This is a genomic window from Algibacter agarivorans (assembly GCF_039543245.1).
Lineage (GTDB): Bacteria > Bacteroidota > Bacteroidia > Flavobacteriales > Flavobacteriaceae > Algibacter_G > Algibacter_G agarivorans.
Map to the genome: position 1 here is coordinate 1 of NZ_BAABJJ010000025.1, position 21,975 is coordinate 21,975.

Below are 21,975 nucleotides of genomic sequence, written 5' to 3' on the forward strand. Positions count from 1 at the left end.
CGGACTCGGGGTTAAATGCCATTGCCGAGAACTTTGAGAACCAGACCAACCCTCAACAATTGTTTATAAGAGTGGAAAGCTTGGTCAATGCCTCTTGCTATGATACCACGTCTTTTTATATAGGGGTTAATAGTCAACCGGTAATTGATATGGATGTGATTTGGTATTTGTGCCCAGGAGAAGATGTTCAGTTATATGTGAATTCTATCCATGATGAATATATATGGAATACCGGCGAAACAAGTTCTGAAATAATAGTAGATGAACCGGGGGATTATAAAGTTACTGTTTACAATATAAATAACGATACTTATAAAACAACATGTAGTGTAAGCAGGACTATTAAAGTAGTAGAACCTGATTTTCCTAAGGCTGTAAATATTGAAATTAATGATTGGACATCTAATAGTAATTCCGTGTTAGTACATGTGGATGGAACAGGTCATTATGAATATTCTATAGATGATTACGACTATCAAGATAGTAACTTTTTTAATGATTTATTGCCAGGAGATTATACAGTTTATGTGAAAAACGAAAACGGATGTATTGTTTACACCGAAGACATATACCTATTAAACTATCCTAAATTTTTCACACCCAATAGCGACGGATACAACGATTTCTGGAAGATAAATTTTTCTGAAACTGAACCTGATATAGAAATCAATATTTTTGATAGATATGGAAAATTAATAACTCAATTAAATCCACTTTCTAATGGATGGGATGGCACTCTTAATGGTCAAGTACTAGCTACATCAGATTACTGGTTTGTAGTTGTCAGACCAAGTAAAAACAAGCAGTACAGAGGTCATTTTACTCTAAAACGATAAAAAAAGCCTTAAAATCAATGATTTTAAGGCTTTTTTATAAGTTATAATAAGGGGTTGTTTTCTTATCGTCTAGAACGTCTAGGTCTTGAAGGACCTGAATCAGAATCTGAACGTCTTGGTCTGTCCGAACTAGAGTTTGAATCACTTCCAGAACGTCTAGGTTTCGAGTAAGAACCCGCGCTACCACGTCTTTCACTTCGGTTTCCAGAAACACCTTTTCTATCGTCGCGTCTTCCACCGCCGCCATCACGTCTTCCGCCTCCGCGTCTGTCGCTGCGTCTTCCGCCGCCACCACGGTTTTCAGACACTTCAACATTTACAAAACGACCTTCGTGTTTAAAGTCGGTAAAATGCGCTAATACTTTTTCTTTTAATTCATTCTCAGTATTAAAGAAAGAGAAGCTCTCTTTTGTTTCCACTTTAAAAACATCATCTCTACCAAGATTCATTTGTTCTTTCAGGAAGTCTTTCAACTTCATCCAATCAAAACCGTCTTTTCCTCCAACATTTATAAAATAGCGTGTGGAGTTTTTGCTTCCTCCAAAATCACGACCACCTTCGCGTCCGCCATCTCTATCAAAAGAACCTTCGTCTATATTTAAGTTTTTAGATTTATTATAGTAATTATAAAAACGTGTAAATTCAACCGAGAAGAATTTTTTAATCAATTCATCTTTATCCGTATCAGCAAATAATTCATTAATACTGGTTAAATGCTTATCAATTTCATGATTAATTTCTGTATTGTGAATTTTATTAGCAAGCGACATTAATTGTACTTCGCAAATCTGTGAGCCGTCAGGAATTTCTTTTTTCTCGAATTGCTTTTTAATAATGCGCTCAATACTTTTTATTTTACGAACCTCACTTTTAGAAACAATAACCATTGAGATTCCTGTTTTACCTGCGCGTCCTGTTCTTCCAGATCGGTGCGTGTAAATTTCAGGTTCGTCTGGCAACTGGTAATTTATAACGTGTGTAATGTCGTCAACATCAATTCCACGAGCGGCAACATCGGTTGCTACAAGCGTTTGTATTTGTTTGTTTCTAAACGATTTCATTACTAAATCACGTTGATTTTGACTCAAATCACCATGCAGTGCACCAGCGCTATAACCATCTTCAATAAGTTGCTCAGCCACTTTTTGAGTATCACGTTTTGTTCTACAAAATACTACTGAGAAAATATCAGGGTTGGCATCAGATAAACGTTTTAATGCTTGATAGCGGTCCCTTGCATTCACTAAATAATATTCGTGCGATACTTGGTTGGTGCTTTCATTTTTATTTCCAACAGTAATTTCCTGTGGACTCTTCATGAATTTTTTAGCAATAGTAGCTACTTCACGAGGCATAGTTGCAGAAAATAACCATGTGTTTTTTTCTTCAGGAGTATGTGATAAAATATCGGTAATATCTTCTTTAAACCCCATGTTTAGCATCTCATCGGCCTCATCTAAAACACTGTATTGTATTTTAGAAATATCAACCAAACGTCTGCTAATCATATCTTTCATTCGGCCAGGAGTAGCTACAATAATTTGTGCGCCACGTTTTACCTCACGTGCTTGGTCTGTAATGCTAGAGCCACCATAAATAGCGACAACATTTAACCCTTTGCAATACTTACCATATTGCTTCATTTCGTTGGTAATTTGTAAACAAAGTTCGCGTGTAGGCGATAAAATTAAACCTTGGGTTGTTCTGCTTGCAACATCAATTTTCTCTAACATCGGAAAACCAAAAGCCGCAGTTTTACCTGTTCCCGTTTGGGCTAAGGCTACTAAATCGGTTTCCGATTCCAATAAAATTGGGATTGCTTTTTCTTGTACTTCACTGGGTTTAATAAACCCTAAATCTGTAATTGCGTGTAATAGGTCGTCATTAAGACCTAATTCTTGGAATGTGCTCATTCTTGTATAATGTATGCGATTTGTTATGAGTGTTACATAAAGAAGCGAATCGACATACTTAAACCTAAACTTCTAATAACACATCCTCACTCTGAGGAATATAAACTCTTCTTGAGTTTCAAGCGGCAAAGATACACTATTATTTGACTTGTCATTCCTGCGAAGGCAGGAATCTCATTATAAGGTCCTTAATTTTAATTATTTGGGCGTTTTAACACGCTTTCACTACTCAATCTTTCTGCGAAGCAGTCCCGAACTAGTTTCGGGGTCTTATTATCAAATAACTTTTAGTTAAAAACGGAAGTTCTAAGTATAAATCTTCGCAAAAAGGATTTCAAACATGCCGTTCAATCGTTAACGCGGTTTTCTGCTAAGGTAATTTCCGCGATTAAGATAGTGACCATTTATTATAAACACTAAATCTTCTTTAACCGAATCAGCTCTATAACATGTTTTAAAACTTCTGTTTTCATTTCCATTTGGTTTTAGTGATTCAAAATCGAAAATGGCATCATTTTTAGATTCATTAGTGGAATAAGTTACTTCCATCACTGAATGATTATGCATTCTTAATTCAGAAACAAAATCCAATTGTTCAATAAATGTAGTCTTGTTAATACCAAGCAAAATATAATTATTCATGAGCAAAGCGGAGTTTTGCATTGATAAATCAATTTCATAACGTGAATTTGCAACTTGTTTAGTATCAGTTTTTAATAGTCTTAGTTTTGGCTCTAGGATTGAATAAACATAATCAAGTTCAGCTAAAAATTTATTTTTCACAATCACCATATTATATCCAGTATCACAATCACCAATATACCTACTTGAATAAATTTTAGTTATTACATTAAGGAAATCTGCATTTAATTCTTCTAAGTTGTATTTTTCTATTTTGGATAATAAATCAATTAAGTTGTGAGTAAATTTCGGTTTATTTCCTTCAGAATCAATTAAGGCTTTGAGGAATTTCTCTATGGATGTGTTAGCCAAGCAACAAGCTTGTATAAGCTGGTTGTTATTAAATAGAATTCTTGCTGCTAAGTAGTCTCTATAGGAATCACCAAGAAAACCTAAAAAGCGTTTACCTTGTTTTATAGGTTTTTGATAATCTTCGAAAGGTTTCATATAAAAAATATTTTAAGACAAATTTAAATTAGTTTTGTCAGAAAATAATTATTATTTGTTAAGAATTATTAACAATGATACTAGTGAGGTTTTTTACTTGGTTGTCATGTGAAATGAGGAACGATTGAGACATCACATAAATCTAATAAAACTTTGTTTATTAGCACCTTAGCGCTTCATAAATTATGAGATTTCTCCTGTCGTCGAAATGACAAAGAGATTCAAATCTAAATCTCTAAACATTTCAAAACTAGGTTATATTAATTTGTAGTTGTTTTTTGATTCGTGAGTTTCAGTGAAAACTCCTCCGCAAAGTCTCCCGACTTTGAGGAACACAACAAATAAAAAGGACACAAACCAATAACTTTAAAAACTAAACGAAACAGTGTATCAGAAAAAGCAACAAAATAAAATATGATATAAAACAAAAAGTAATGCATAGATTTATATAAAAACATATATAGCTCAAAGTCGGAGACTTTGCGCAGCGGGGAAATACAATAGGGCCGGTAGAGCGATTTATGAGCGCATAGTCGCCAAAGGAAAGAATAAAAAACTAGCATTAATTGCTGTTTGTAAAACGCTGTTAAAATAGGCATTTGCAATAGTAAAATCGGGGTTGATTTATGATGATACTTATAGAACTGCTTTAGCGAAAAATTAACTGGCTTTTACTTGTTTTTTAGCATAGTACTTTGTTGTAGCTCATTTGAATCATTTTTAATGACTGCGTGAGTTCGAATAAGTTATTTACATTTTGTTTTTTAAATAATTTGATAGTCTAAGTGATAATGCTGTCAAACTTAGCGTAGGGTTTGATGCTCCTGAAGTAGGATAGCATGAGGCTCCAGCAATAAACAAATTTGAAATACCATGAACCTGGCAATTCGAATCTACCACTCCTTTCTTTGGGTCATCAGCCATTCTGGTTGTGCCCATATGATGCCACCCTCCATTAGTGCTATCAGGGAAAGTGTCGTCATTTTCATCCCTTAAGAATTCATTAAGTCTTATTCTGCCAATTCCTGCAATACCAATTTGCTGACCTAGAATTTGATAAATTTTACGGACGCTATATTTATCAAGTGGCGTTAATTCCCAATGGAGGTTCGCCCGCGGGACTCCCAGTTCGTCCTTTTCCTCTCCAAGCGTTACTCTGGAATTTGGATTAGGTGCTTGTTCAATACGAGTATTGAGCTGATAGGCTCTTTCAATATTTCCTTTTTCTCCTTTTGCTTTTTCTGTTGCCTCATCCCAGTTAGCAAAAATGTTATCAAGACTTTTTCTGGGATCACTATTTTGCCAAGTCTCCATTCTGGGTTTTTGATATTTGGCTATACTTAGTGGTACGAGTGAAGCTGTCCCATTTAACATTTTTTCATTGGTCTGCACCTCTTCAGTAATGGCTAATTCTGCACTTGCTTTAGTGATTCCATAATCCCATGAATACAAATCTGTAGGAAATGGTTTGGACAACCATAATTCGGCAGAAGCAACTTCTAAATGTTCCTGAAAATATCTTCCAACCAAATCATTGTCATTACCTAGACCTTGTGGTGTTTGGGAATTTGCCGCAAGGAGTATCCTAGCATTCTGAATTGTTCCGCAAGCCATGACAAAATGTTTTGCTTTTACGGTATGTGCTTTTCCTGCGTAATTTTTGACAATTACTTCTTTCACGTTGGATATAGTGTCATCAGTTTTGATATCCACTGCATTTGCATAAGTATAGAGGTGAATGTTTTTTGCTTCGATAATGGTTTTCTTATATAAGTTGCCATATCGTGCTTGACTAAATTGCCACATTTTGTTCCACACCACTTTATTATCAAGAGGAAAAGGGGTTAAGTTTGGTAGTTCGTTATTCCAATATTCGTACTCATAATTATAAGGCCCCAGTTTCAGAACTTTATTCGCTTTTGCATAAAAAGGGTCAAGATCAGTTTTGGAGATTGGCCAACCACTATTTGGCACCCAATCCCGTTTCTTAAAATCAATAGGATCAAAGGGTGCACACATCCCAGCCCAATGACCTGTTGTTCCACCGAAATAATGAAGACGGGCAGATTTTAGTGGAAAGTACTTTTGACCGGTTGTTTTACCAGCATAAAGTTCCTGCACTTTATCATCGTATTCAAATCCACCTCCTTCAAGTAATATTACCTTGTAAGGAGTATCCATCCAGTCTAGAGCTATGCTGATTCCTGCAGCTCCTGCTCCAACAATACAGATGTCTCCTTCAATTATCGAATTGTTCTCTAATTCTCTGGCGTCAATATGCATGATTAGTTGGTTTGAGTTAATGAAAAAAGTGCACACTGGCGTGCTTCTGTCCTCGACAAAACCCATCCATCAACCATCACAGTATTTCCTTTATTATAATCATCTGTAATTTGTTTTCGTAACACTTCGGTAATTGTGGTTATTTCAGTTGATTCATAATCTGATAGATGTTTTATCAACTTACGTTCACTATTTTCATCTGAAAACTGTTTCCGGTACATTTCACCGATTTCACCGATTGTAGTATCATCCCAGATGTGCGATAGCAATTCTGGTTCGGTTAATAATTGATCGTATTCTGGAGTATTAAATTTATAATACCACGTTGAAATTGCGATAGCCGAAATCCCCAATCCTGACAATAAGATAAATTTTCTTCTTTTCATTTCTTAGTATTTTAAGTTAGTAGGTTTCTTTGTCTTACAAATAATGAGTTACAACTAAGGCGGATATGAAATCGTTTGAATGTTTTATATCCGACGTTAATGAAACAATCCCGATAGTTATCGGGACAGCACATGTAAACGAAGGTAGCTGAAAATTTTTACAAAGTCAAGTTTTAATCAAAACAATCCTACTTTGCGTCTTAGCGCGATATAAACCATGAGATTTCTTCTTAGGTCGAAATGACAAAGGGATTCAAAATCTACTTACTCAAATTCACAATCCGTTCTAAAAGGGTAGGGTGCGAATAATGCATAAACACATAAGCTTTATGTGGTGTTAAATTACTCAAACTATTTTTAGAAAGTTTTTTAAGCGAAGTAATTAGCGGTTCACCTTTATAAGTGGTTTTAGCATAATCATCCGCTTGGTATTCAAACTTTCTAGAAAACACATTCATAATCAAGCTTGTAGTTTCAGAAATAGGAGAGTAGAGCAATCCAAAAGCGATTAATCCAATATGAAAGCTCGGAATCTCAACTCCTAGAGCTTGAGATAATAATGGATTTGAAATAAACAACGATAAAATATAGAGCGTTAAGCCAGTTAATAGGATAGAAGCAAACAAGTTAAAGATGATGTGTTTCTTTTTGTAATGTCCAACCTCGTGAGCTAAAACTGCAACAATTTCATTATCATCCAAATCATTAATCAACGTGTCATAAAGCGTAACACGTTTTTCGCTACCAAATCCAGAAAAATAGGCATTGGCTTTGGTACTTCGTTTAGAACCATCAATCACAAATATTTTATCCAATTTAAACCCAACGGTTTTAGCGTAAGCTGAAATTTCGTCACGTAATGTACCTTCCTCTAAAGGGGTTTGTTTATTAAAAAGAGGTACGATAAGTTTAGAATAAAACATATTCATAAACAAAGTAAAAACCGCAACTAATCCCCAGGCATACAACCAGAAATATTGTCCAGTAGCCTCATAAAACCAAATAATCAACGCTAAAATACCTCCGCCAACAATAGCCATCATGAGCCAGCCTTTTATCTTGTCAAGAAAAAATGTTTTAATGGTTGTTTTATTAAACCCAAATTTTTCTTCAATAACAAACGTACTGTAGTAAGAAAAGGGTGTGGTTAAAATATCGCTACCAATCATAATAATACCAAAGAAAATAAGTGCGATTATAATTGGATTTTCGCTGTAACTTCTAGCAATGTTGTCAACAAACTCAAAACCATCAAACCATAAAAACCCTAAAGTTAAAATGATAGAAAATGTTGAGGTTAATATTCCAAATTTGTAATTAGTTGCCTTATAGTTTTGCGATTTTTTATATTCTGCCTCATCATAAACATCTTGTAACTCTTCAGGAAGTGCATCATTGTAATGTTTTGCGTTTAAAGCATCTAAAATTTTATCAACTATAAAATTGATAACAATGATTGCTATGATGATGTAAAAAAGGGTGGTTGATGTCATGTTTTTTATGTCGTTGCGAGAAGCTTTTTAGCGACGTGGCAATCTGTTTAATGTTAGTTGTAATTTATGAGATTACTTCGGTCATCCTTTCCTCGTAATGACGTTTTATTTGAAATTCCGTTGTCTTTTCGCCTCAAAAATAAGAATTCCAGCTGCAACTGAAACATTCATTGAATCAATTTCGCCTTGCATAGGAATAATAATATTTTGAGTCGAATTTTCAAGCCATTCATTACTCAGTCCTGTTGCTTCAGTACCAACAACAATAGCTGTTGGTTTTGTGAAATTTTGTGTATGATAATTTTCAGAGGCTTGCAATGCAGCACAATAAATATTAATATTTTGCGCTTTTAAAAATCCAATTATTTCTTCGGTATTTCCCGTTGCAATTTGGTTAGTAAACACACAACCCACACTAGAGCGAATAATATTCGGATTGTACAAATCAGTTTTAGGATTAGCAATAATAACAGCATCCACATTTGCGGCATCAGCAGTTCTTAAAATAGCACCGATATTCCCAGGTTTTTCTGGAGCTTCAGCAACTAAAACTAAAGGTTTATTTGTCTTGAAATTTAGATTAGTGATTTGATGAATTTTGCTTTTAGCAATGGCAATAACACCTTCAGTAGTATCTCGATAGGCTAATTTTTGATAGACCTCTTTTGAAACTTCTATGGTGTTTGTTTGTTGAGATGTTAAGTTGTTGAGTTGTTCTAAAGAGAATAATTCGGGATAAATTAAGATAGTTTCTAGCTCGTAACCACCTTTAAGAGCCAAAAAAATTTCGCGTTCGCCTTCAATTAAAAAAGTGCCAGTTTTTTTACGTTCTCGTGACTTGTCCTTTAACTGTACAAGTTGTCGGATAAATGGGTTTTGTGTGCTTAAAATTAATTTTGTAGTCAATTATTTACTAAGTTTGTTTACGTAAATTTAAGGTATTATGAAACAAGGGTTACTATTTGGATTGATAATAATCTTATGAAAGCCGCTTGAGGAATCTTAATCTTTAATTCTACCAATAGCACAGCTCACAAACGATTTTGCTTTTGTTGTTAGGGCATTTTTATCTCCTACAACAGGGTAACCCATATTATGTAATAGTGCTTTTGCTTTTAAGAGTGTGTTTTCATTTTCATAATTAAATGAAACTGTATGATCATCATTGTTTATCTCTAATTCAGATATGTTTTCAATGTTAGATAATTTTTTTGTGATGGTATTGGCACAACCACCGCATTTCAAGTTTTGTATTTCTATTGTTGTTTTCATTTTTTTACTTTACAAGTATTAATTCCAAAAAGGGTGTATAAAGGACAAAAATTAATAAAACTAGTTAGTAGAAAAATAATAGCTACTGCCATTAGTATATAAGCTAGTGTACCAGAAATAATATTAAAATAGTACAATAGTGCTATGGCAATGGCAATTACTAATCTAATGCCTTTATCTAAAGTTCCCATATTTTTTTTCATATCTTAAAGTTTAAATTATTATTTAAGCGTTGATGGACATACAAAATTTGTAGTTGGTAAATCCGTGTTTTTTATAGCAGCAAAACCTCCTGCAACATCGATTAAGTCATTAAACCCGCGGGCTTTTAAAATAGAGGCTGCAATAACTGAACGGTATCCGCCAGCACAATGTATATAATAGGTTTTGTTTTTATCAATAGCATTCATATTATTATTTATATAATCTAAAGCAAAATGCTGTACATATTCGCCTTCTAAGCGTTCAGATTTATACTCGCCATCTTTTCTAACATCTAAAATAGATACATTTTTATTATTAATATGCTTAGAAAATTCATCCACCGAAATAGATGCGATGGTTTCAATATCTTTTCCGGCTGCTTCCCAAGCATCAATTCCACCTTCCAAATAGCCTAGTGTATTATCATAACCAACGCGAGATAACCTTGTAACGGTTTCTTGTTCTTTACCTTTTGGAGCAATTAATAAGATAGGTTGTTTTAAGTCGGTTATTAATGCGCCCACCCATGGTGCAAAGCCACCGTGTATCCCTATAAAAATTGAATTAGGGATATGCGCCTTAATAAATTCTTTTTCATGTCTAACATCTAAAACTAAAGCATCTTCTTGATTGGCTATGTTTTCAAAGGCTTCAGGGTTTAATGCGGTATCTCCTTTCTTTAAAACGGTTTCAAAAGTATCGTACCCCGATTTATTCATCATGGCATTTTTTGCAAAATATTGTGGAGGTGGAGTAATGCCATCGAGAACTTCTTCAATAAACTCCTCACGAGTCATATCTGAACGCAATGCATAATTAGTTTTTTTCTGATCTCCTAAAACACCAACAGTTTCTTTACTCAGGTTTTTTCCACAAGCAGAACCAGCACCATGAGCAGGGTATACAATAACATCATCTGGTAATGTCATTATTTTATTGCGCAAAGAATCGAAAAGCATGCCTGCTAAATCTTCTTTTGTTAAATTTGATTTAATGGCCAAATCTGGTCTTCCTACATCGCCTAGAAAGAGTGTGTCCCCAGAAAAAATAGCATGCTCTTTTTCGTTTTCATCAATTAAAAGAAAGGTGGAAGATTCTAAAGTATGCCCAGGTGTATGTAGCACTTTAATGGTAACGTTTCCTAATTTGAATTCTTCGTTATCTTTTGCAGAATGAATATTATAAGTAGTTTCGGCTCTAGGGCCAAAAATAATTTTCGCATCTGTTTTTTTGGCTAAATCCACATGCCCAGAAACAAAGTCTGCATGAAAATGGGTTTCAAAAATATACTTGATTTTAGCGTTTTCATTGTTAGCTTTATCAACGTATTGTTGTGTTTCACGCAAAGGATCAATAATGGCTACTTCACCGTTAGATTCTATGTAATACGCCCCTTGAGCCAAACAACCCGTATATATCTGTTCTATTTTCATAACTAACTTTCTACTGATATAAAATTATAAAACCTCATCAAGTTGGTTTATAATAATTATCATGTTTAATACTGTTTTAACTCTTTGTAAATAACGTAAATAGCCATTATTAAAATAAAGAAACCGAAGCTCCTTTTTAATTTTGGACCACTTATAAACTTTGATAGAGATACACCTAATATGATTCCTAAAATTGAAATTAGAGTAAATATTAAGAGGAAACCCCATTCGATATCTAAAGTTTGTACATCGCCCATAAAACCAATTAACGAGTTTATCGTTATAATGATCAATGAGGTGCCAACAGCTTTTTTCATGGGGATATTTGCCCAAAGTACCAAAGCGGGAACATATAAGAATCCACCCCCAGCACCAACAATACCTGTTATAGTACCAATTATTAATCCTTGAACAAAGGTTTTGTAATAACGTTGGCTTTTTGAAATTAGATATTCATCTTTTCCTTTTTTTATCATTGAAATTGATGCCAAAAGCATGATGATGGCAAAAAATATCATGATGCCCATGCCCTTAGAAAGCTCGAAATCGCCAATTGAAAATAAGGTTTCTGGAATTGCCGGGACTAAATAGCGCCTTGATAGATATACTGCAACAAATGAAGGAAATGAAAAGACTATACCTATTTTAAAATCTACTAAACCTTTTTTGTGTTTTTGATATGTGCCGACCATAGACGACGTTCCTACAACAAAAAGAGAATATGCGGTTGCAACAACAGGATTATACCCTAAAAGATACACTAAAAGCGGTACAGTAAGTATGGAACCTCCACCACCGATAAGGCCTAAAACCAGACCAACAATTAGTGCGCCAATATATCCTGAAATTTGGATGGTGTCCATTTAGTGGGGCAGTTTGTCTTTTAAAATACCGTAAATAAATGTTCCTAAAATAGCAGCGATAATCACGATAACCATGCTCCAGACTCCCGTGCCTAAAAGAATGTACATGGGGCCTGGACAAGCGCCTATAAGCGCCCAGCCAAATCCGAAAATTATTCCACCAACAATATACCTTATTAATCCGTCTTCTTTTTTTGGAATAAAAATATCGACGCCCTCAGCATTCTTGATATGCCTTTTTTTTGAAATTTGCACGAAAAGAAGCCCCGATGCGATGGCTGTTCCTATAATGCCATACATGTGAAAGGATTGAAACCTAAACATTTCATATATGCGGTACCATGAAACGGCTTCAGATTTTACCAAAACAATACCGAAAAATATACCTATAAATAAGAATTTTAAAATTTTCATAAACTTAAAAAATTAGAGGTAAAATAAAATTAGCCATAATTAATCCACCAATAAAAAAGCCGATGACGGCAATTAAAGATGGTTTTTGTAAACTACTTAATCCTAAAATGGCATGGCCAGATGTGCAACCTGCAGCATAGCGTGTGCCAAAACCAACTAATAGACCTCCAACTACTAAAAGTATTAGCGCTTTTGGCGAAGCCAAAGCATCTAAACCAAAAATCTCGTTTGGAACTAAACCGGTTCCCGGATTTTTGAAACCCATATTTTGAAGCTCGGTAATGGTTGTTGGGTTTAAATTTGTGCCACTATCGTTTGATAGAAATTGAACGGCTATAAATCCACCAATAATAGCGCCTAGGACAACGGTTAAATTCCAGATTTGGTCTTTCCAATTGAATTTAAAAAAGTCTGTGAATTTACCTGCCCCTGCAATAGAGCACATGGTTCTGAGGTTTGACGACATACCGAATGTTTTGCCAAAATAGAGTAGGAGTGCCATAACTAAGGCGATAAGTGGACCAGAAACATACCAAGGCCAAGGGTTTAATATATAATGCATACTTGATGATTTAGTGCAAATTTACAATGAAGTTTACTTTTTTTAGTAATAAACGTAATTATTAATATGTAAGAGGTTGGATTTATGTGAATTATTTTCAGGATTTCAACTAAATTTTGGAGTAATTACTGCTAATTGTGGACTAGCGTGCCAGAGATTGATGCCGTTCGAATAACTGGTAATATTCTTAACCTCTTTAAAACTTTAGAAGTAATTAATTAAGTGCAGAACTAAAATTTTACAGATTGCCCGTCCTTCGTACTTGCAATGACGCTTTAAAAAAGATATAGCCCTTTGACTTAGTTTATACTGAGCCTAGTCGAAGTGATCAGGATAAACTACAGGCTCGACCCCTGCTGAGTGCCCAAATAATTTAAACGACTTCGATTTTATTTCTACCCAGTTTTATTTTGCTTTCATTTTCTAGCTTTTTTAAAAGTCTGGATACTACAACGCGCGATGTGTTTAAATCTTCGGCAATTTCTTGATGTTTAATGGATATGGTTTTAGATTCATCGACCATGGCCATGTTTTTTAAATACTTGTACAAACGTTCGTCCATTTTCATGAATGCAAGACTATCAATGGCTTGAAGCATTTCATCAAAGCGTATTTGATAACTTTGTAGTATAAAATTTCGCCAACTTTCATTGTTGTGAAACCATGTTTGCATATTTTGAACAGGAATCATGACCAAACTAGAATCTTTTTCGGCAACAGCTCTAATTTTACTTTTTGTTGTACCTAAACAGCAGGTAAGGGACATGGTACAGGTTTCTCCAGCTTCTAAAAAATAAATGAGTAACTCGTTACCATCGCGATCTTCTCTTATAATTTTGATATCGCCTGTTAGTAAAAGCGGAATGAAATTTAAGGTTTGATCGATATCAATTATAATGTCATCTTTTTTGAAGGTCTTTAATATTCCTTTACTAGAAATCTCTGTAATTAAATCTTCATCTAGAGAATGAGAAAATTTTTGCTGTAAGAGGTCATTATTCATACTCAAAAATAACAATTTAAAATTGAATTAGTATTGTTTGGGGTATTATAATGTCTCTTAAAATAGATTATTTAATTAGCAAGAGGAACAGCTTCCGCCTTATTTTTTAACTCCTAGTTTTACTAAAATGGTTTCCAATAAGCACCATTTTGTAAAAGCCGATTGTATCAAGTTAACACCAATAAACACAGTTAACCATAACCAGTTTTGGTTAACATATACAGTTAGGACTACACTTAGTAACACCATTGAGCCTACGATAACTCTAAAATACGTATTTAACATTTTAATTAATTTTTAAGTTTATATAAATTTTTCGATAGGAACCACAACCGCTTTTAATGGATTGTTAGTTTCTAAATTTGTATTGAATTCTTCTATTAATTTGAATAAATTGTCAATATGCTCATCATCTGTAAAAGAGAAGAATAAGGTTGATTCATTACCTCCTTTTATGCCTGAAAACCAATTTGAAGCCATTAAAATTGATGCTCCATTTTTGTATCCATCAATATCAGAACTACTAAAGTTTTCAATATTTGCTCTTTTAAAGAGCTTTAAAACCTCTTTTTGAAACTCTTCTACTGCTGTAACCATGACTAATTTCATATTTTATTTTTTACAACCTGCGAGGTTTTTGCCAACCTTGTAGGTTTTGTTTTTACTTTGTTTTATGCCTACAAGGTTTTTGAAACCTTGCAGGAAATGCGACTATATTGAATCTCATTATTTATAATTCTTCTTCTCAATCATATAATACACCAATGGGACAACTAACAAGGTTAGTACCGTTGAAACAATAGTTCCGCCCATTAGCGATATGGCTAAACCTTGAAAAATAGGGTCAAATAGAATGACGAATGCTCCAATTACCACCGTTCCTGCAGTTAATAAAATGGGTGTTGTACGAACTGCTCCTGCTTCAATGGCGGCTTGTTTTAATGGTATCCCTTCTGCAGTTCTTAGGTTTATAAAATCGATTAGTAATACAGAATTTCTAACCATGATTCCTGCTAGGGCAATCATGCCTATAAATGACGTTGCAGTAAAAAATGCGCCCATAATCCAGTGTCCTAAAATAATTCCGATTAGGGATAGTGGTATGGCAACCATCATGACTATTGGAGCTTTAAAGTTTTGAAACCATCCTACAATCAAAATATAAATCAAGATAATTGCACCTAAAAAAGCAATGCCTAAATCTCTAAACACCTCTAATGTAATTTGCCATTCGCCATCCCATTTTACGGTATAATCATCTTCAAAATCTGGTTGGCCTAAATACATTTCGTTAATCTCGTAGCCTTTTGGTAACGGAATCTCTTTTAGTTTTTCTTCCATTCCTAAAATAGCATAGGCAGGACTTTCTAGTTTTCCGGCCATATCTGCCATAACATAGATAACTCGTTTTTGATTTTTATGATAAATACTTTTTGCGGCGGTGGTTTGTTTAATATCTACCAAATCTGCAATAGGCACCAAGTTTCCTTGTTTCGATTTTACCTTCAATTGCGAAATATCACGGATTGTAGATTTTTCTTTTTCATCTAAAGCCAAAACCAAACCAATTTGATTCACAGCATCTTCATCATATAAATTAGTAATTGCTCTATTAGACAATGCCATATTCATGGTGTAGGTAATTTGGTGTGGTGTAACACCATACAGCATGGCTTTTTCTTTATTGATATCGAATTGATATTCGGTTTGGTCTGCTTCAACCATCCAATCGATATCAACAACATCAGCTGTATTTCTTAAAATATTTTGAACGCTATTCGCAACTTTAATCTGTTCGTTATAATCTGGTCCATATATTTCTGCAACAATTGTTGACAATACTGGTGGTCCTGGAGGCACTTCCACCAATTTTACATTGGCATTGTATTTTGAAGCTATTTTCTGAATTTCTGGACGTAATAATTTAGCAATATCGTGGCTTTGTGCCGAGCGCTCACCTTTATCAATCAAATTCACTTGAATATCTGCCATATTGCTACCACCACGTAAGTCGTAATGACGAACCAAACCGTTAAAAGTTATTGGAGCAGAGGTCCCAATATAATTTTGATAATTTACGACTTCTGGTCGCGTTGATAAATATTGGGCAATTTCTTGTGTTACAACTCCAGTACGTTCCAACGTTGTGCCTTCGGGCATGTCAATGACGACTTGAAATTCATTCTTATTATCAAAAGGCAACATTTTTACGGCAACTGAGTTGGTGAAAAACAACACCATAGTTCCCATTAATACTGCAAAAGTTCCTAATAAAAATAGCCAACGTTTTCCTTTGCTTTCTAATAATGGACGCTCAAATTTGTTGTAAACTCTATAGATAAAAGTGTCTTCTAATGGTTTTTCTGGTTTCTCTTCAACACCTTTCCCACCTGCCGGATGGGCAGGCTTATCTTTTTCCCTTAAGAATATATAACCTAAGTAAGGTGTAATCGTTAAGGCGACAAATAATGATAAAATCATGGCAATAGACGCTCCAATTGGCATTGGTGCCATATATGGACCCATTAATCCTGAAACAAAAGCCATTGGTAAAACCGACGCTATTACCGTAAAGGTAGCCAAAATCGTTGGGTTTCCAACCTCGTTAATAGCGTATAAGGCCGCTTGTTTAAATGGTAAGCGTTTCATCTTGAAATGCCTATGCATATTTTCGGCAATAATAATAGAGTCATCTACAACAATACCTGTTACAAATACTAAAGCAAAAAGTGTAATTCTGTTTAACGTATAATCGAGCATATAGTAACTCAATAAGGTTAATGCAAACGTAATAGGAACTGATAAAAATACGACTAACCCTCCGCGCCAACCCATTGCCAGCATGACCACAATAGTTACTGCAAAGATAGATCCAATAAGGTGTAACAGTAATTCTGATACTTTATGAGAAGCCGTTTCTCCATAGTTTCGAGTTATTTCAACATGTACATCATCAGGAATTAAAGTAGTGCGTAAATGGGCTACTTTATCAATGATTATTTCAGCAATTTCCATGGCATCTGCGCCTTTACGTTTAGAAACTGAAATGGTTACAGCAGGATATTCTGATTTAAAATCGGATGACTTTTCACTGCCTTTCCCAAAACCTAAGCTCACATAATTTTGAGGTATTTCCGGTCCATCAATAATTTTTGAAACTTGCTTTAAGTAAATAGGCTGATTTTGTTGCACACCAACCACCAAGTTTTCAACATCCGTAGCAGATTCTAAAAACTTACCCGTATTTACAAAGAATTCAGTATCGTTTTTATCAAAGCTACCTGAGTTTAATTGACTATTATTCACCTTAATCATTTCAGAGACCGTTAAGAAATCTAATCCACTAGCAGCCAACTTATCCTTATCCAAAACCACACGTAACTGACGATTTCTACCACCAATTTTATGTGTTATAGCCACATCATTTACCTTCTTAATTTCGGCCTCAAGTTCTTGTGCCATTTGGCTTAATTGGTAGTCATCATAGTTTTCGCTCCACAAGGTTAAACCTAGCATAGGTACATCGTCTATAGCACGCGTTTTTACTAAAGGAAATGTAACACCTTCAGGCATTTGGTCCATGTGTTTGTTAATTTCGTTGTATAATTTTACAAACGAACGCTCAATATCTTCACCAACATAAAACTGTACAATCACCATCCCTTGCTCTTTCATCGATGTAGAATACACATATTCAATCCCCTTAATATTCGAAATTAATTGCTCTAATGGCTTTATTACACGAGACTCCACTTCGGTTGGACTAGCTCCGGGATAACCCACAAAAATATCTGCTATAGGTACATCAATTTGCGGCTCTTCCTCACGCGGAATTAAAAACGAACTGTACACGCCAATAACCATAAATACAATCATTAATAATACTGTAAGCTTTGATTGTATAAATATTTTTGCGATTTTCCCTGCAATTCCTTCCTTCATTTTTATTTATTTTTTGGGCGTTTTAACAGGCTATCCGTTGCAATCTTTTTTTGCCATATATGGCAGCAAAAAAAGGATTTTCACTACTATCCTTAACGCATCTTTTTAGTTATTGAATTGTAATTTTAATACCATTATAAAGTTTTCCATCAGCAGAAACAATGTAGGATTCGTCTGCATTTAAACCTGATAATACTTCCACTTTGTCTCCAAAAGTCCTGCCTAAACGCAACCAGCGTAACATGGCTGTATTGCTTTGACTTACGGTATAAACTCCAGACAATTGTCCGTTTGTTACAATAGCATTTGTTGGAATTAAAACCATTATGGATATTGCTTTTCTTTTAACCGGAAATTGTACGGTTGTAAACATGCCTGATAAAATATTGGCATCAGTTTTATCTAAATCTATTTTCACTAAATATTGTCCACCTGTATGTTTTGCAGATGTACTCACTTCAGAAACTTTTCCTTTTAAAGCTTTGTTAATAGATTTAACCAATACATTAACCGTGGTTCCTTTTTTAATACCAGAAATTTCAGTCTCAGGAACCATTGCTACCACGTCAAAACTCCCTGGTGCTTCTATACTTATTAATGGTGTTCCAGGATTTGCCATGTTTCCAGCGTCAACATTTTTACTGGTTACTGTCCCGTTAAAAGGAGCTGTAATGTTACTATACGCCAATTGTGCATTAATTTCGTTTTTCATCTGATTGGTAGATTCTAAACGTGCTTTCGCCATTTCAAAATTAGCAGTCATATCATCCATTTCTTTCTGAGACGCACTATTATCTGCAAACAAATTTTTAAAACGATTGTAATCTTTTTGAGCATTGTTAAAAGCAGCAGTCGCTTCTGTGATACCTGCATTTACCTGAGCTTTTTTAGCTTGTAAATCAACATTGTTAATAGACACTAGCAGCTGACCTTTATGTACTTTATCGCCAATATTTACGTGTACTTTGTTTACATAACCCATTATTCTTGTGCTTAAATCTGCGCTATTAGTGGCTTGGATTTTTCCGCTTACACTTAAAAATGGATTACTAACATCTGCTTCTACTTGATTGACTTGTACGCTTATTGCTGGCGAATTATCAGTATCCGATTTTTTATCATTACCACCACAACTAACTATTAAAAGAGTTAGGGCAAGTACGATTGATGTGTATGTTTTTTTCATTGAATTTGTTTTTACTATTAATATCTACAGGTTTTTAAAACCTTGCAGGAGACATATGTTTACTTATCCGCAAACTTGCGAATTCCTCCTTTGGGTGTTAGGGAGCTAAAAATTGTAAATAAGCTTGCGCATAATTATATTCGAAAATGGTTTGATAGTATTCTAATTGCTTCTGTGCAAATTGCGTTTCTGCCATTAATAAATCAGAGGTTTTTTCTAAGCCTTCTTCAAACCTGTTGGTGCGGATTCTTAAGGATTCTTCAGATTGTTCCAGGGCTAAAGTGTTTAGTTTTAATTTATTTTCAGCATCTAAAAATGCACGTTTAGCTTTGTTCAGTTCTAAATTGCTTTGCGAAATGTATTGCTTGTATTCTAATTTTGATTTTTCGAATTCTGCTTTACTTTTTTGTGCTTTTCCAAAGCGTTTGGCCCCTTGAAAAATATCCCAACTGAGCTGAGCTCCAAATAAATACCCATTGGCATCAGCTTTAAAGATTTGGTCATCATACAACTCGTAACTTCCAAAAGCGTTTAATCGTGGTAAAAATGCCATTTTATCAGCATTATTCATGGCTTCATACGCCTTTAAAGCGAATTGCATTGCTTTGATGTCTGAACGATTTTCAGATACTATTTTATCTTCCATTGTAATCGTTTCAATCTTTAATTCATCTATTGGTGTATAAATCACATCGTTTTTATCATTCATTAAAAAAGACAAATAATTAGAAGCGTTTTGCACATTACTTTTGGTTTTTTGTAATTGATTTTGAACTTCAGTTACTCGTACTTCAACATTCAGTACATCTGCACGTTGTAAGTAGCCTTGTTTGAAGTTATTATCCGCTAATTTTTTATTAGCATTTGCGGCTTCTAGTGCTTTTTCTAAAACAAGAACTGCTTTATATGCTAGTTGTAATTGCATATAGGCTTTGTTTACTTCAAAAGCTAAATAATCTTGTGTACGCTCTGTTTTTAAAGACATAGCCTTCATTTTAGACTTGGCCGCTTTACGCTGGTAGATACCGTCTAAATTGAGTAGTGGTTGCTTGATTTCGAACTTTGTAGCATAGTTTTCAATCTGTGATGGATTATTTAATAATGCTGGATTAAAATCGTTTTGCGTTAAAATTTCTTGGTTTAGCTTAGATCCAAAAGCCATTAAAGGGTTTGTAGTTGCCATTGCTGTATGACTAGCTGTAATATTGGGTAAAAACACTGCGTTAGTCTGTCTATAATCGGCTTTTGCCGCATTAAACTCTTGTGCAGAAATTTTTAAGCTATAATTATTGTCATTAACTCTGTGCAAAACGTCCTGCTTAGAAATAGGTATAAGTTGTTGGGACTGAAGTATGGGTACAAAGCTTAATAAAAAACCAAAGACTATGATGTATTTGTATGTTTTCATTTATGTTATTTATTTCTCCATCATGATTAATATATGAATCTAATAATGGGTATTTCTTTCTGCAAACTTAGAACCCTTAGTGCTTTATGTTTGTAACTAATGTTACTTGCCGTCCGTGACCTTTTTTTACAGTTTCGATTTCTGGTTCTACAAAAAAAGGAATTACAATTAATAGGGCGCACAAGATTATAAACACTATGGCTATTGTCTTTTTTGTCAATGGTTCTTTAATGATTTTTTTATACACATTTGTAATGATTTTCCAGTGAAGAATGATATGGGCAACGAGTAAGCCTAATAATATAAAACCCAAAATAAGATGTAGCATTCCCCATTGATGTCTGTCCATTCCAAGTAGATAGAGTTCTACATTTCGACCATAGATTTCCCAGCGTTCTTGTCCAGAAATTAGTGTATATTTCATTAGAAATCCAATGCCTACGATGGCCGACATACATAAAGTCATAGTTACATTTATGCTAAAGTTCAGGACCGACTTTTGCATTGTTTTTGTTGACTTTCTCATGGCAAGGCATGTTTCAAATTACCACTAAAAGTATTTGAAAAGCATATATAATGCAATGATATTTATCAGGTAGAATCATATACTAATCCAAAAAAAGGATTAAAAAAAAGCACCCAGTTTAGTGAGTGCTTTATTAGCTATTAATCAAAAAAACATGTCTTTCAAAGTCCTTAGTTTTTAGTAAAATTAAGGGAATAGAGTTTTTTTATATTTGTAAATATAGAATGCATACCTAGACATTTATGTAACAATTGTTACATAATAAGAAGAGGTTGTTTGAAACAACTGTTTGTTAATTACATTTCTCATGACTGCTTTCGACAATATTATTGTATTCATCTTGAGTTATAAATTGTGGTGTATAGGTATTTCCTGTATTTTCAAAACCAATAACAAAACTTCTTAAATGATTTCTAGAACCGCATTGTAGATTTTTAAATACAGCTATTAATTCAGGATGGGTTGTAATATCTAAATAATCTTTTAAATCCTTAATGTCTAAGTCTTCAATAGTAGCGCCTATTTGGAATGCAATGGCCTTACTAAGTGCTCCATCTTGAGCAAATTGGTTATAATAATTTTGAAGCATCTGGTTCTTAAATTTACCAGCAGGTAATATGGCATATTCTATATTGTTTTTAATTAACAGATTTTCTACCGAATTCATATGAGTTTGCTCGCTATTTTTAATATTTGAAAACTGATTTACAGACCATAAATCATTTAAATACGTATAAGTATCTCTAGCTAATTTTTCTTCTTCTAGCATAAATAGCAACGCTTCTTTATCTGTTTCTTTTAACGTTAGCTCTGTTGTTTCATCTTTAAGATCATCGCTGTTATTAGTGTTATCATCACTGCATGCATATAAAAATGAAAGTGATATGGTTAGTATTAAGACAGCCGATTTTCGGATTAATAGTGGAGTTTTCATTTTCTTTAAATTTTAATTATATATAAATTTAGCGAATAGAAAAAAGATTTTCAGCTACTTATGTTACATAATAAAACAAGAAAGAGAGCCTCTAAACTCTCTTTCTTTCAGATATTAAGGCACTTTCAGAAGTAAGTCCAAAAACTATTCATTTTTAAAAAGGATTGGAGTATTATTCATATTTCTTCA

21 protein-coding genes and 1 pseudogene are annotated in these 21,975 nt (G+C 34.0%); 2 read left to right on the top strand and 20 right to left on the bottom strand.

What is annotated here, in order from left to right:
- The coding region (locus tag ABD935_RS08345) for a T9SS type B sorting domain-containing protein (protein ID WP_345191401.1) at positions 1-836 on the top strand (836 nt) is incomplete at its 5' end.
- A 62-nt stretch (positions 837-898) separates the two neighbouring features.
- Here the strand turns inward: ABD935_RS08345 and ABD935_RS08350 are convergent.
- Positions 899-2,749, bottom strand: coding sequence for a DEAD/DEAH box helicase (locus ABD935_RS08350; RefSeq protein WP_345191402.1), 1,851 nt, complete (start codon positions 2,747-2,749; stop codon positions 899-901).
- A gap of 354 nt (positions 2,750-3,103) precedes the next feature.
- Positions 3,104-3,877, bottom strand: a complete 774-nt coding sequence (locus ABD935_RS08355) for a HEPN domain-containing protein (protein ID WP_345191403.1) — start codon at positions 3,875-3,877, stop codon at positions 3,104-3,106.
- A 478-nt stretch (positions 3,878-4,355) separates the two neighbouring features.
- Between ABD935_RS08355 and ABD935_RS08360 the strand changes: the two are divergent.
- Positions 4,356-4,541, top strand: a pseudogene (locus ABD935_RS08360) (IS110 family transposase); the annotation flags it as partial.
- An 86-nt stretch (positions 4,542-4,627) separates the two neighbouring features.
- On the opposite strand, the gene ABD935_RS08365 reads toward ABD935_RS08360, so the two are convergent.
- The 18 genes from ABD935_RS08365 to ABD935_RS08450 form a co-directional block, all read right to left on the bottom strand.
- On the bottom strand, positions 4,628-6,196 hold the full coding sequence (locus tag ABD935_RS08365; RefSeq protein ID WP_345191405.1) for an FAD-dependent oxidoreductase: 1,569 nt from the start codon (positions 6,194-6,196) through the stop codon (positions 4,628-4,630).
- Positions 6,163-6,522 carry a hypothetical protein gene (locus tag ABD935_RS08370; RefSeq protein ID WP_345191406.1) on the bottom strand — a complete coding sequence of 120 codons (360 nt, stop codon included), beginning with the start codon at positions 6,520-6,522 and terminating at the stop codon, positions 6,163-6,165. Before ABD935_RS08370 ends, ABD935_RS08365 begins: the two co-directional genes overlap by 34 nt.
- A gap of 284 nt (positions 6,523-6,806) precedes the next feature.
- Positions 6,807-8,039, bottom strand: coding sequence for a M48 family metallopeptidase (locus ABD935_RS08375; RefSeq protein ID WP_345191408.1), 1,233 nt, complete (start codon positions 8,037-8,039; stop codon positions 6,807-6,809).
- A gap of 105 nt (positions 8,040-8,144) precedes the next feature.
- On the bottom strand, positions 8,145-8,945 hold the full coding sequence (locus ABD935_RS08380; protein ID WP_345191409.1) for a TrmH family RNA methyltransferase: 801 nt from the start codon (positions 8,943-8,945) through the stop codon (positions 8,145-8,147).
- 96 nt (positions 8,946-9,041) lie between these two features.
- Positions 9,042-9,311, bottom strand: coding sequence for a heavy-metal-associated domain-containing protein (locus ABD935_RS08385; protein ID WP_345191411.1), 270 nt, complete (start codon positions 9,309-9,311; stop codon positions 9,042-9,044).
- Positions 9,308-9,514, bottom strand: a complete 207-nt coding sequence (locus ABD935_RS08390) for a YgaP family membrane protein (RefSeq protein ID WP_345191413.1) — start codon at positions 9,512-9,514, stop codon at positions 9,308-9,310. Before ABD935_RS08390 ends, ABD935_RS08385 begins: the two co-directional genes overlap by 4 nt.
- An 18-nt stretch (positions 9,515-9,532) precedes the next feature.
- Positions 9,533-10,948, bottom strand: coding sequence for an MBL fold metallo-hydrolase (locus ABD935_RS08395; RefSeq protein ID WP_345191414.1), 1,416 nt, complete (start codon positions 10,946-10,948; stop codon positions 9,533-9,535).
- Between the two features lie 65 nt (positions 10,949-11,013).
- The gene (locus ABD935_RS08400; protein ID WP_345191416.1) at positions 11,014-11,811 is read right to left on the bottom strand and encodes a sulfite exporter TauE/SafE family protein; all 798 of its coding nucleotides are present in this window, start codon (positions 11,809-11,811) and stop codon (positions 11,014-11,016) included.
- Positions 11,812-12,225, bottom strand: a complete 414-nt coding sequence (locus tag ABD935_RS08405) for a DUF6691 family protein (RefSeq protein WP_345191418.1) — start codon at positions 12,223-12,225, stop codon at positions 11,812-11,814. It abuts the gene before it with no gap.
- A 4-nt stretch (positions 12,226-12,229) separates the two neighbouring features.
- Positions 12,230-12,787: a YeeE/YedE family protein gene (locus ABD935_RS08410; protein ID WP_345191419.1), complete on the bottom strand. Its 558-nt coding sequence runs from the start codon at positions 12,785-12,787 to the stop codon at positions 12,230-12,232.
- Between the two features lie 373 nt (positions 12,788-13,160).
- Positions 13,161-13,790: a Crp/Fnr family transcriptional regulator gene (locus tag ABD935_RS08415; RefSeq protein WP_345191421.1), complete on the bottom strand. Its 630-nt coding sequence runs from the start codon at positions 13,788-13,790 to the stop codon at positions 13,161-13,163.
- Positions 13,791-13,889: 99 nt separating this feature from the next.
- The gene (locus tag ABD935_RS08420) at positions 13,890-14,075 is read right to left on the bottom strand and encodes a YgaP family membrane protein (protein WP_345191422.1); all 186 of its coding nucleotides are present in this window, start codon (positions 14,073-14,075) and stop codon (positions 13,890-13,892) included.
- Between the two features lie 18 nt (positions 14,076-14,093).
- A complete protein-coding gene (locus ABD935_RS08425; protein ID WP_345191423.1) occupies positions 14,094-14,399 on the bottom strand; it encodes a hypothetical protein in 306 nt (101 codons plus the stop codon).
- A 117-nt stretch (positions 14,400-14,516) separates the two neighbouring features.
- On the bottom strand, positions 14,517-17,732 hold the full coding sequence (locus ABD935_RS08430) for an efflux RND transporter permease subunit (RefSeq protein WP_345191425.1): 3,216 nt from the start codon (positions 17,730-17,732) through the stop codon (positions 14,517-14,519).
- Positions 17,733-17,841: 109 nt separating this feature from the next.
- Positions 17,842-18,918 (bottom strand): efflux RND transporter periplasmic adaptor subunit, encoded by a 1,077-nt coding sequence (locus tag ABD935_RS08435; protein ID WP_345191426.1) that lies wholly within the window; start codon positions 18,916-18,918, stop codon positions 17,842-17,844.
- 97 nt (positions 18,919-19,015) lie between these two features.
- Positions 19,016-20,326 (bottom strand): TolC family protein, encoded by a 1,311-nt coding sequence (locus tag ABD935_RS08440; RefSeq protein ID WP_345191427.1) that lies wholly within the window; start codon positions 20,324-20,326, stop codon positions 19,016-19,018.
- Between the two features lie 76 nt (positions 20,327-20,402).
- Positions 20,403-20,792: a DUF4405 domain-containing protein gene (locus tag ABD935_RS08445; protein WP_345191429.1), complete on the bottom strand. Its 390-nt coding sequence runs from the start codon at positions 20,790-20,792 to the stop codon at positions 20,403-20,405.
- Positions 20,793-21,144: 352 nt separating this feature from the next.
- A complete protein-coding gene (locus ABD935_RS08450) occupies positions 21,145-21,786 on the bottom strand; it encodes a DUF2202 domain-containing protein (RefSeq protein WP_345191430.1) in 642 nt (213 codons plus the stop codon).
- Positions 21,787-21,975: the final 189 nt, after the last annotated feature.

Coding starts and splice junctions, on each gene's coding strand:
- ABD935_RS08430 (WP_345191425.1), bottom strand. CDS start 17,732: ATGAAGGAAGGAATTGCAGGGAAAATCGCAAAAATATTTATACAATCA.
- ABD935_RS08400 (WP_345191416.1), bottom strand. CDS start 11,811: ATGGACACCATCCAAATTTCAGGATATATTGGCGCACTAATTGTTGGT.
- ABD935_RS08415 (WP_345191421.1), bottom strand. CDS start 13,790: ATGAATAATGACCTCTTACAGCAAAAATTTTCTCATTCTCTAGATGAA.
- ABD935_RS08445 (WP_345191429.1), bottom strand. CDS start 20,792: ATGACTTTATGTATGTCGGCCATCGTAGGCATTGGATTTCTAATGAAA.
- ABD935_RS08390 (WP_345191413.1), bottom strand. CDS start 9,514: ATGAAAAAAAATATGGGAACTTTAGATAAAGGCATTAGATTAGTAATT.
- ABD935_RS08420 (WP_345191422.1), bottom strand. CDS start 14,075: ATGTTAAATACGTATTTTAGAGTTATCGTAGGCTCAATGGTGTTACTA.
- ABD935_RS08375 (WP_345191408.1), bottom strand. CDS start 8,039: ATGACATCAACCACCCTTTTTTACATCATCATAGCAATCATTGTTATC.
- ABD935_RS08350 (WP_345191402.1), bottom strand. CDS start 2,749: ATGAGCACATTCCAAGAATTAGGTCTTAATGACGACCTATTACACGCA.
- ABD935_RS08385 (WP_345191411.1), bottom strand. CDS start 9,311: ATGAAAACAACAATAGAAATACAAAACTTGAAATGCGGTGGTTGTGCC.
- ABD935_RS08425 (WP_345191423.1), bottom strand. CDS start 14,399: ATGAAATTAGTCATGGTTACAGCAGTAGAAGAGTTTCAAAAAGAGGTT.
- ABD935_RS08410 (WP_345191419.1), bottom strand. CDS start 12,787: ATGCATTATATATTAAACCCTTGGCCTTGGTATGTTTCTGGTCCACTT.
- ABD935_RS08395 (WP_345191414.1), bottom strand. CDS start 10,948: ATGAAAATAGAACAGATATATACGGGTTGTTTGGCTCAAGGGGCGTAT.
- ABD935_RS08440 (WP_345191427.1), bottom strand. CDS start 20,326: ATGAAAACATACAAATACATCATAGTCTTTGGTTTTTTATTAAGCTTT.
- ABD935_RS08435 (WP_345191426.1), bottom strand. CDS start 18,918: ATGAAAAAAACATACACATCAATCGTACTTGCCCTAACTCTTTTAATA.
- ABD935_RS08450 (WP_345191430.1), bottom strand. CDS start 21,786: ATGAAAACTCCACTATTAATCCGAAAATCGGCTGTCTTAATACTAACC.
- ABD935_RS08355 (WP_345191403.1), bottom strand. CDS start 3,877: ATGAAACCTTTCGAAGATTATCAAAAACCTATAAAACAAGGTAAACGC.
- ABD935_RS08405 (WP_345191418.1), bottom strand. CDS start 12,225: ATGAAAATTTTAAAATTCTTATTTATAGGTATATTTTTCGGTATTGTT.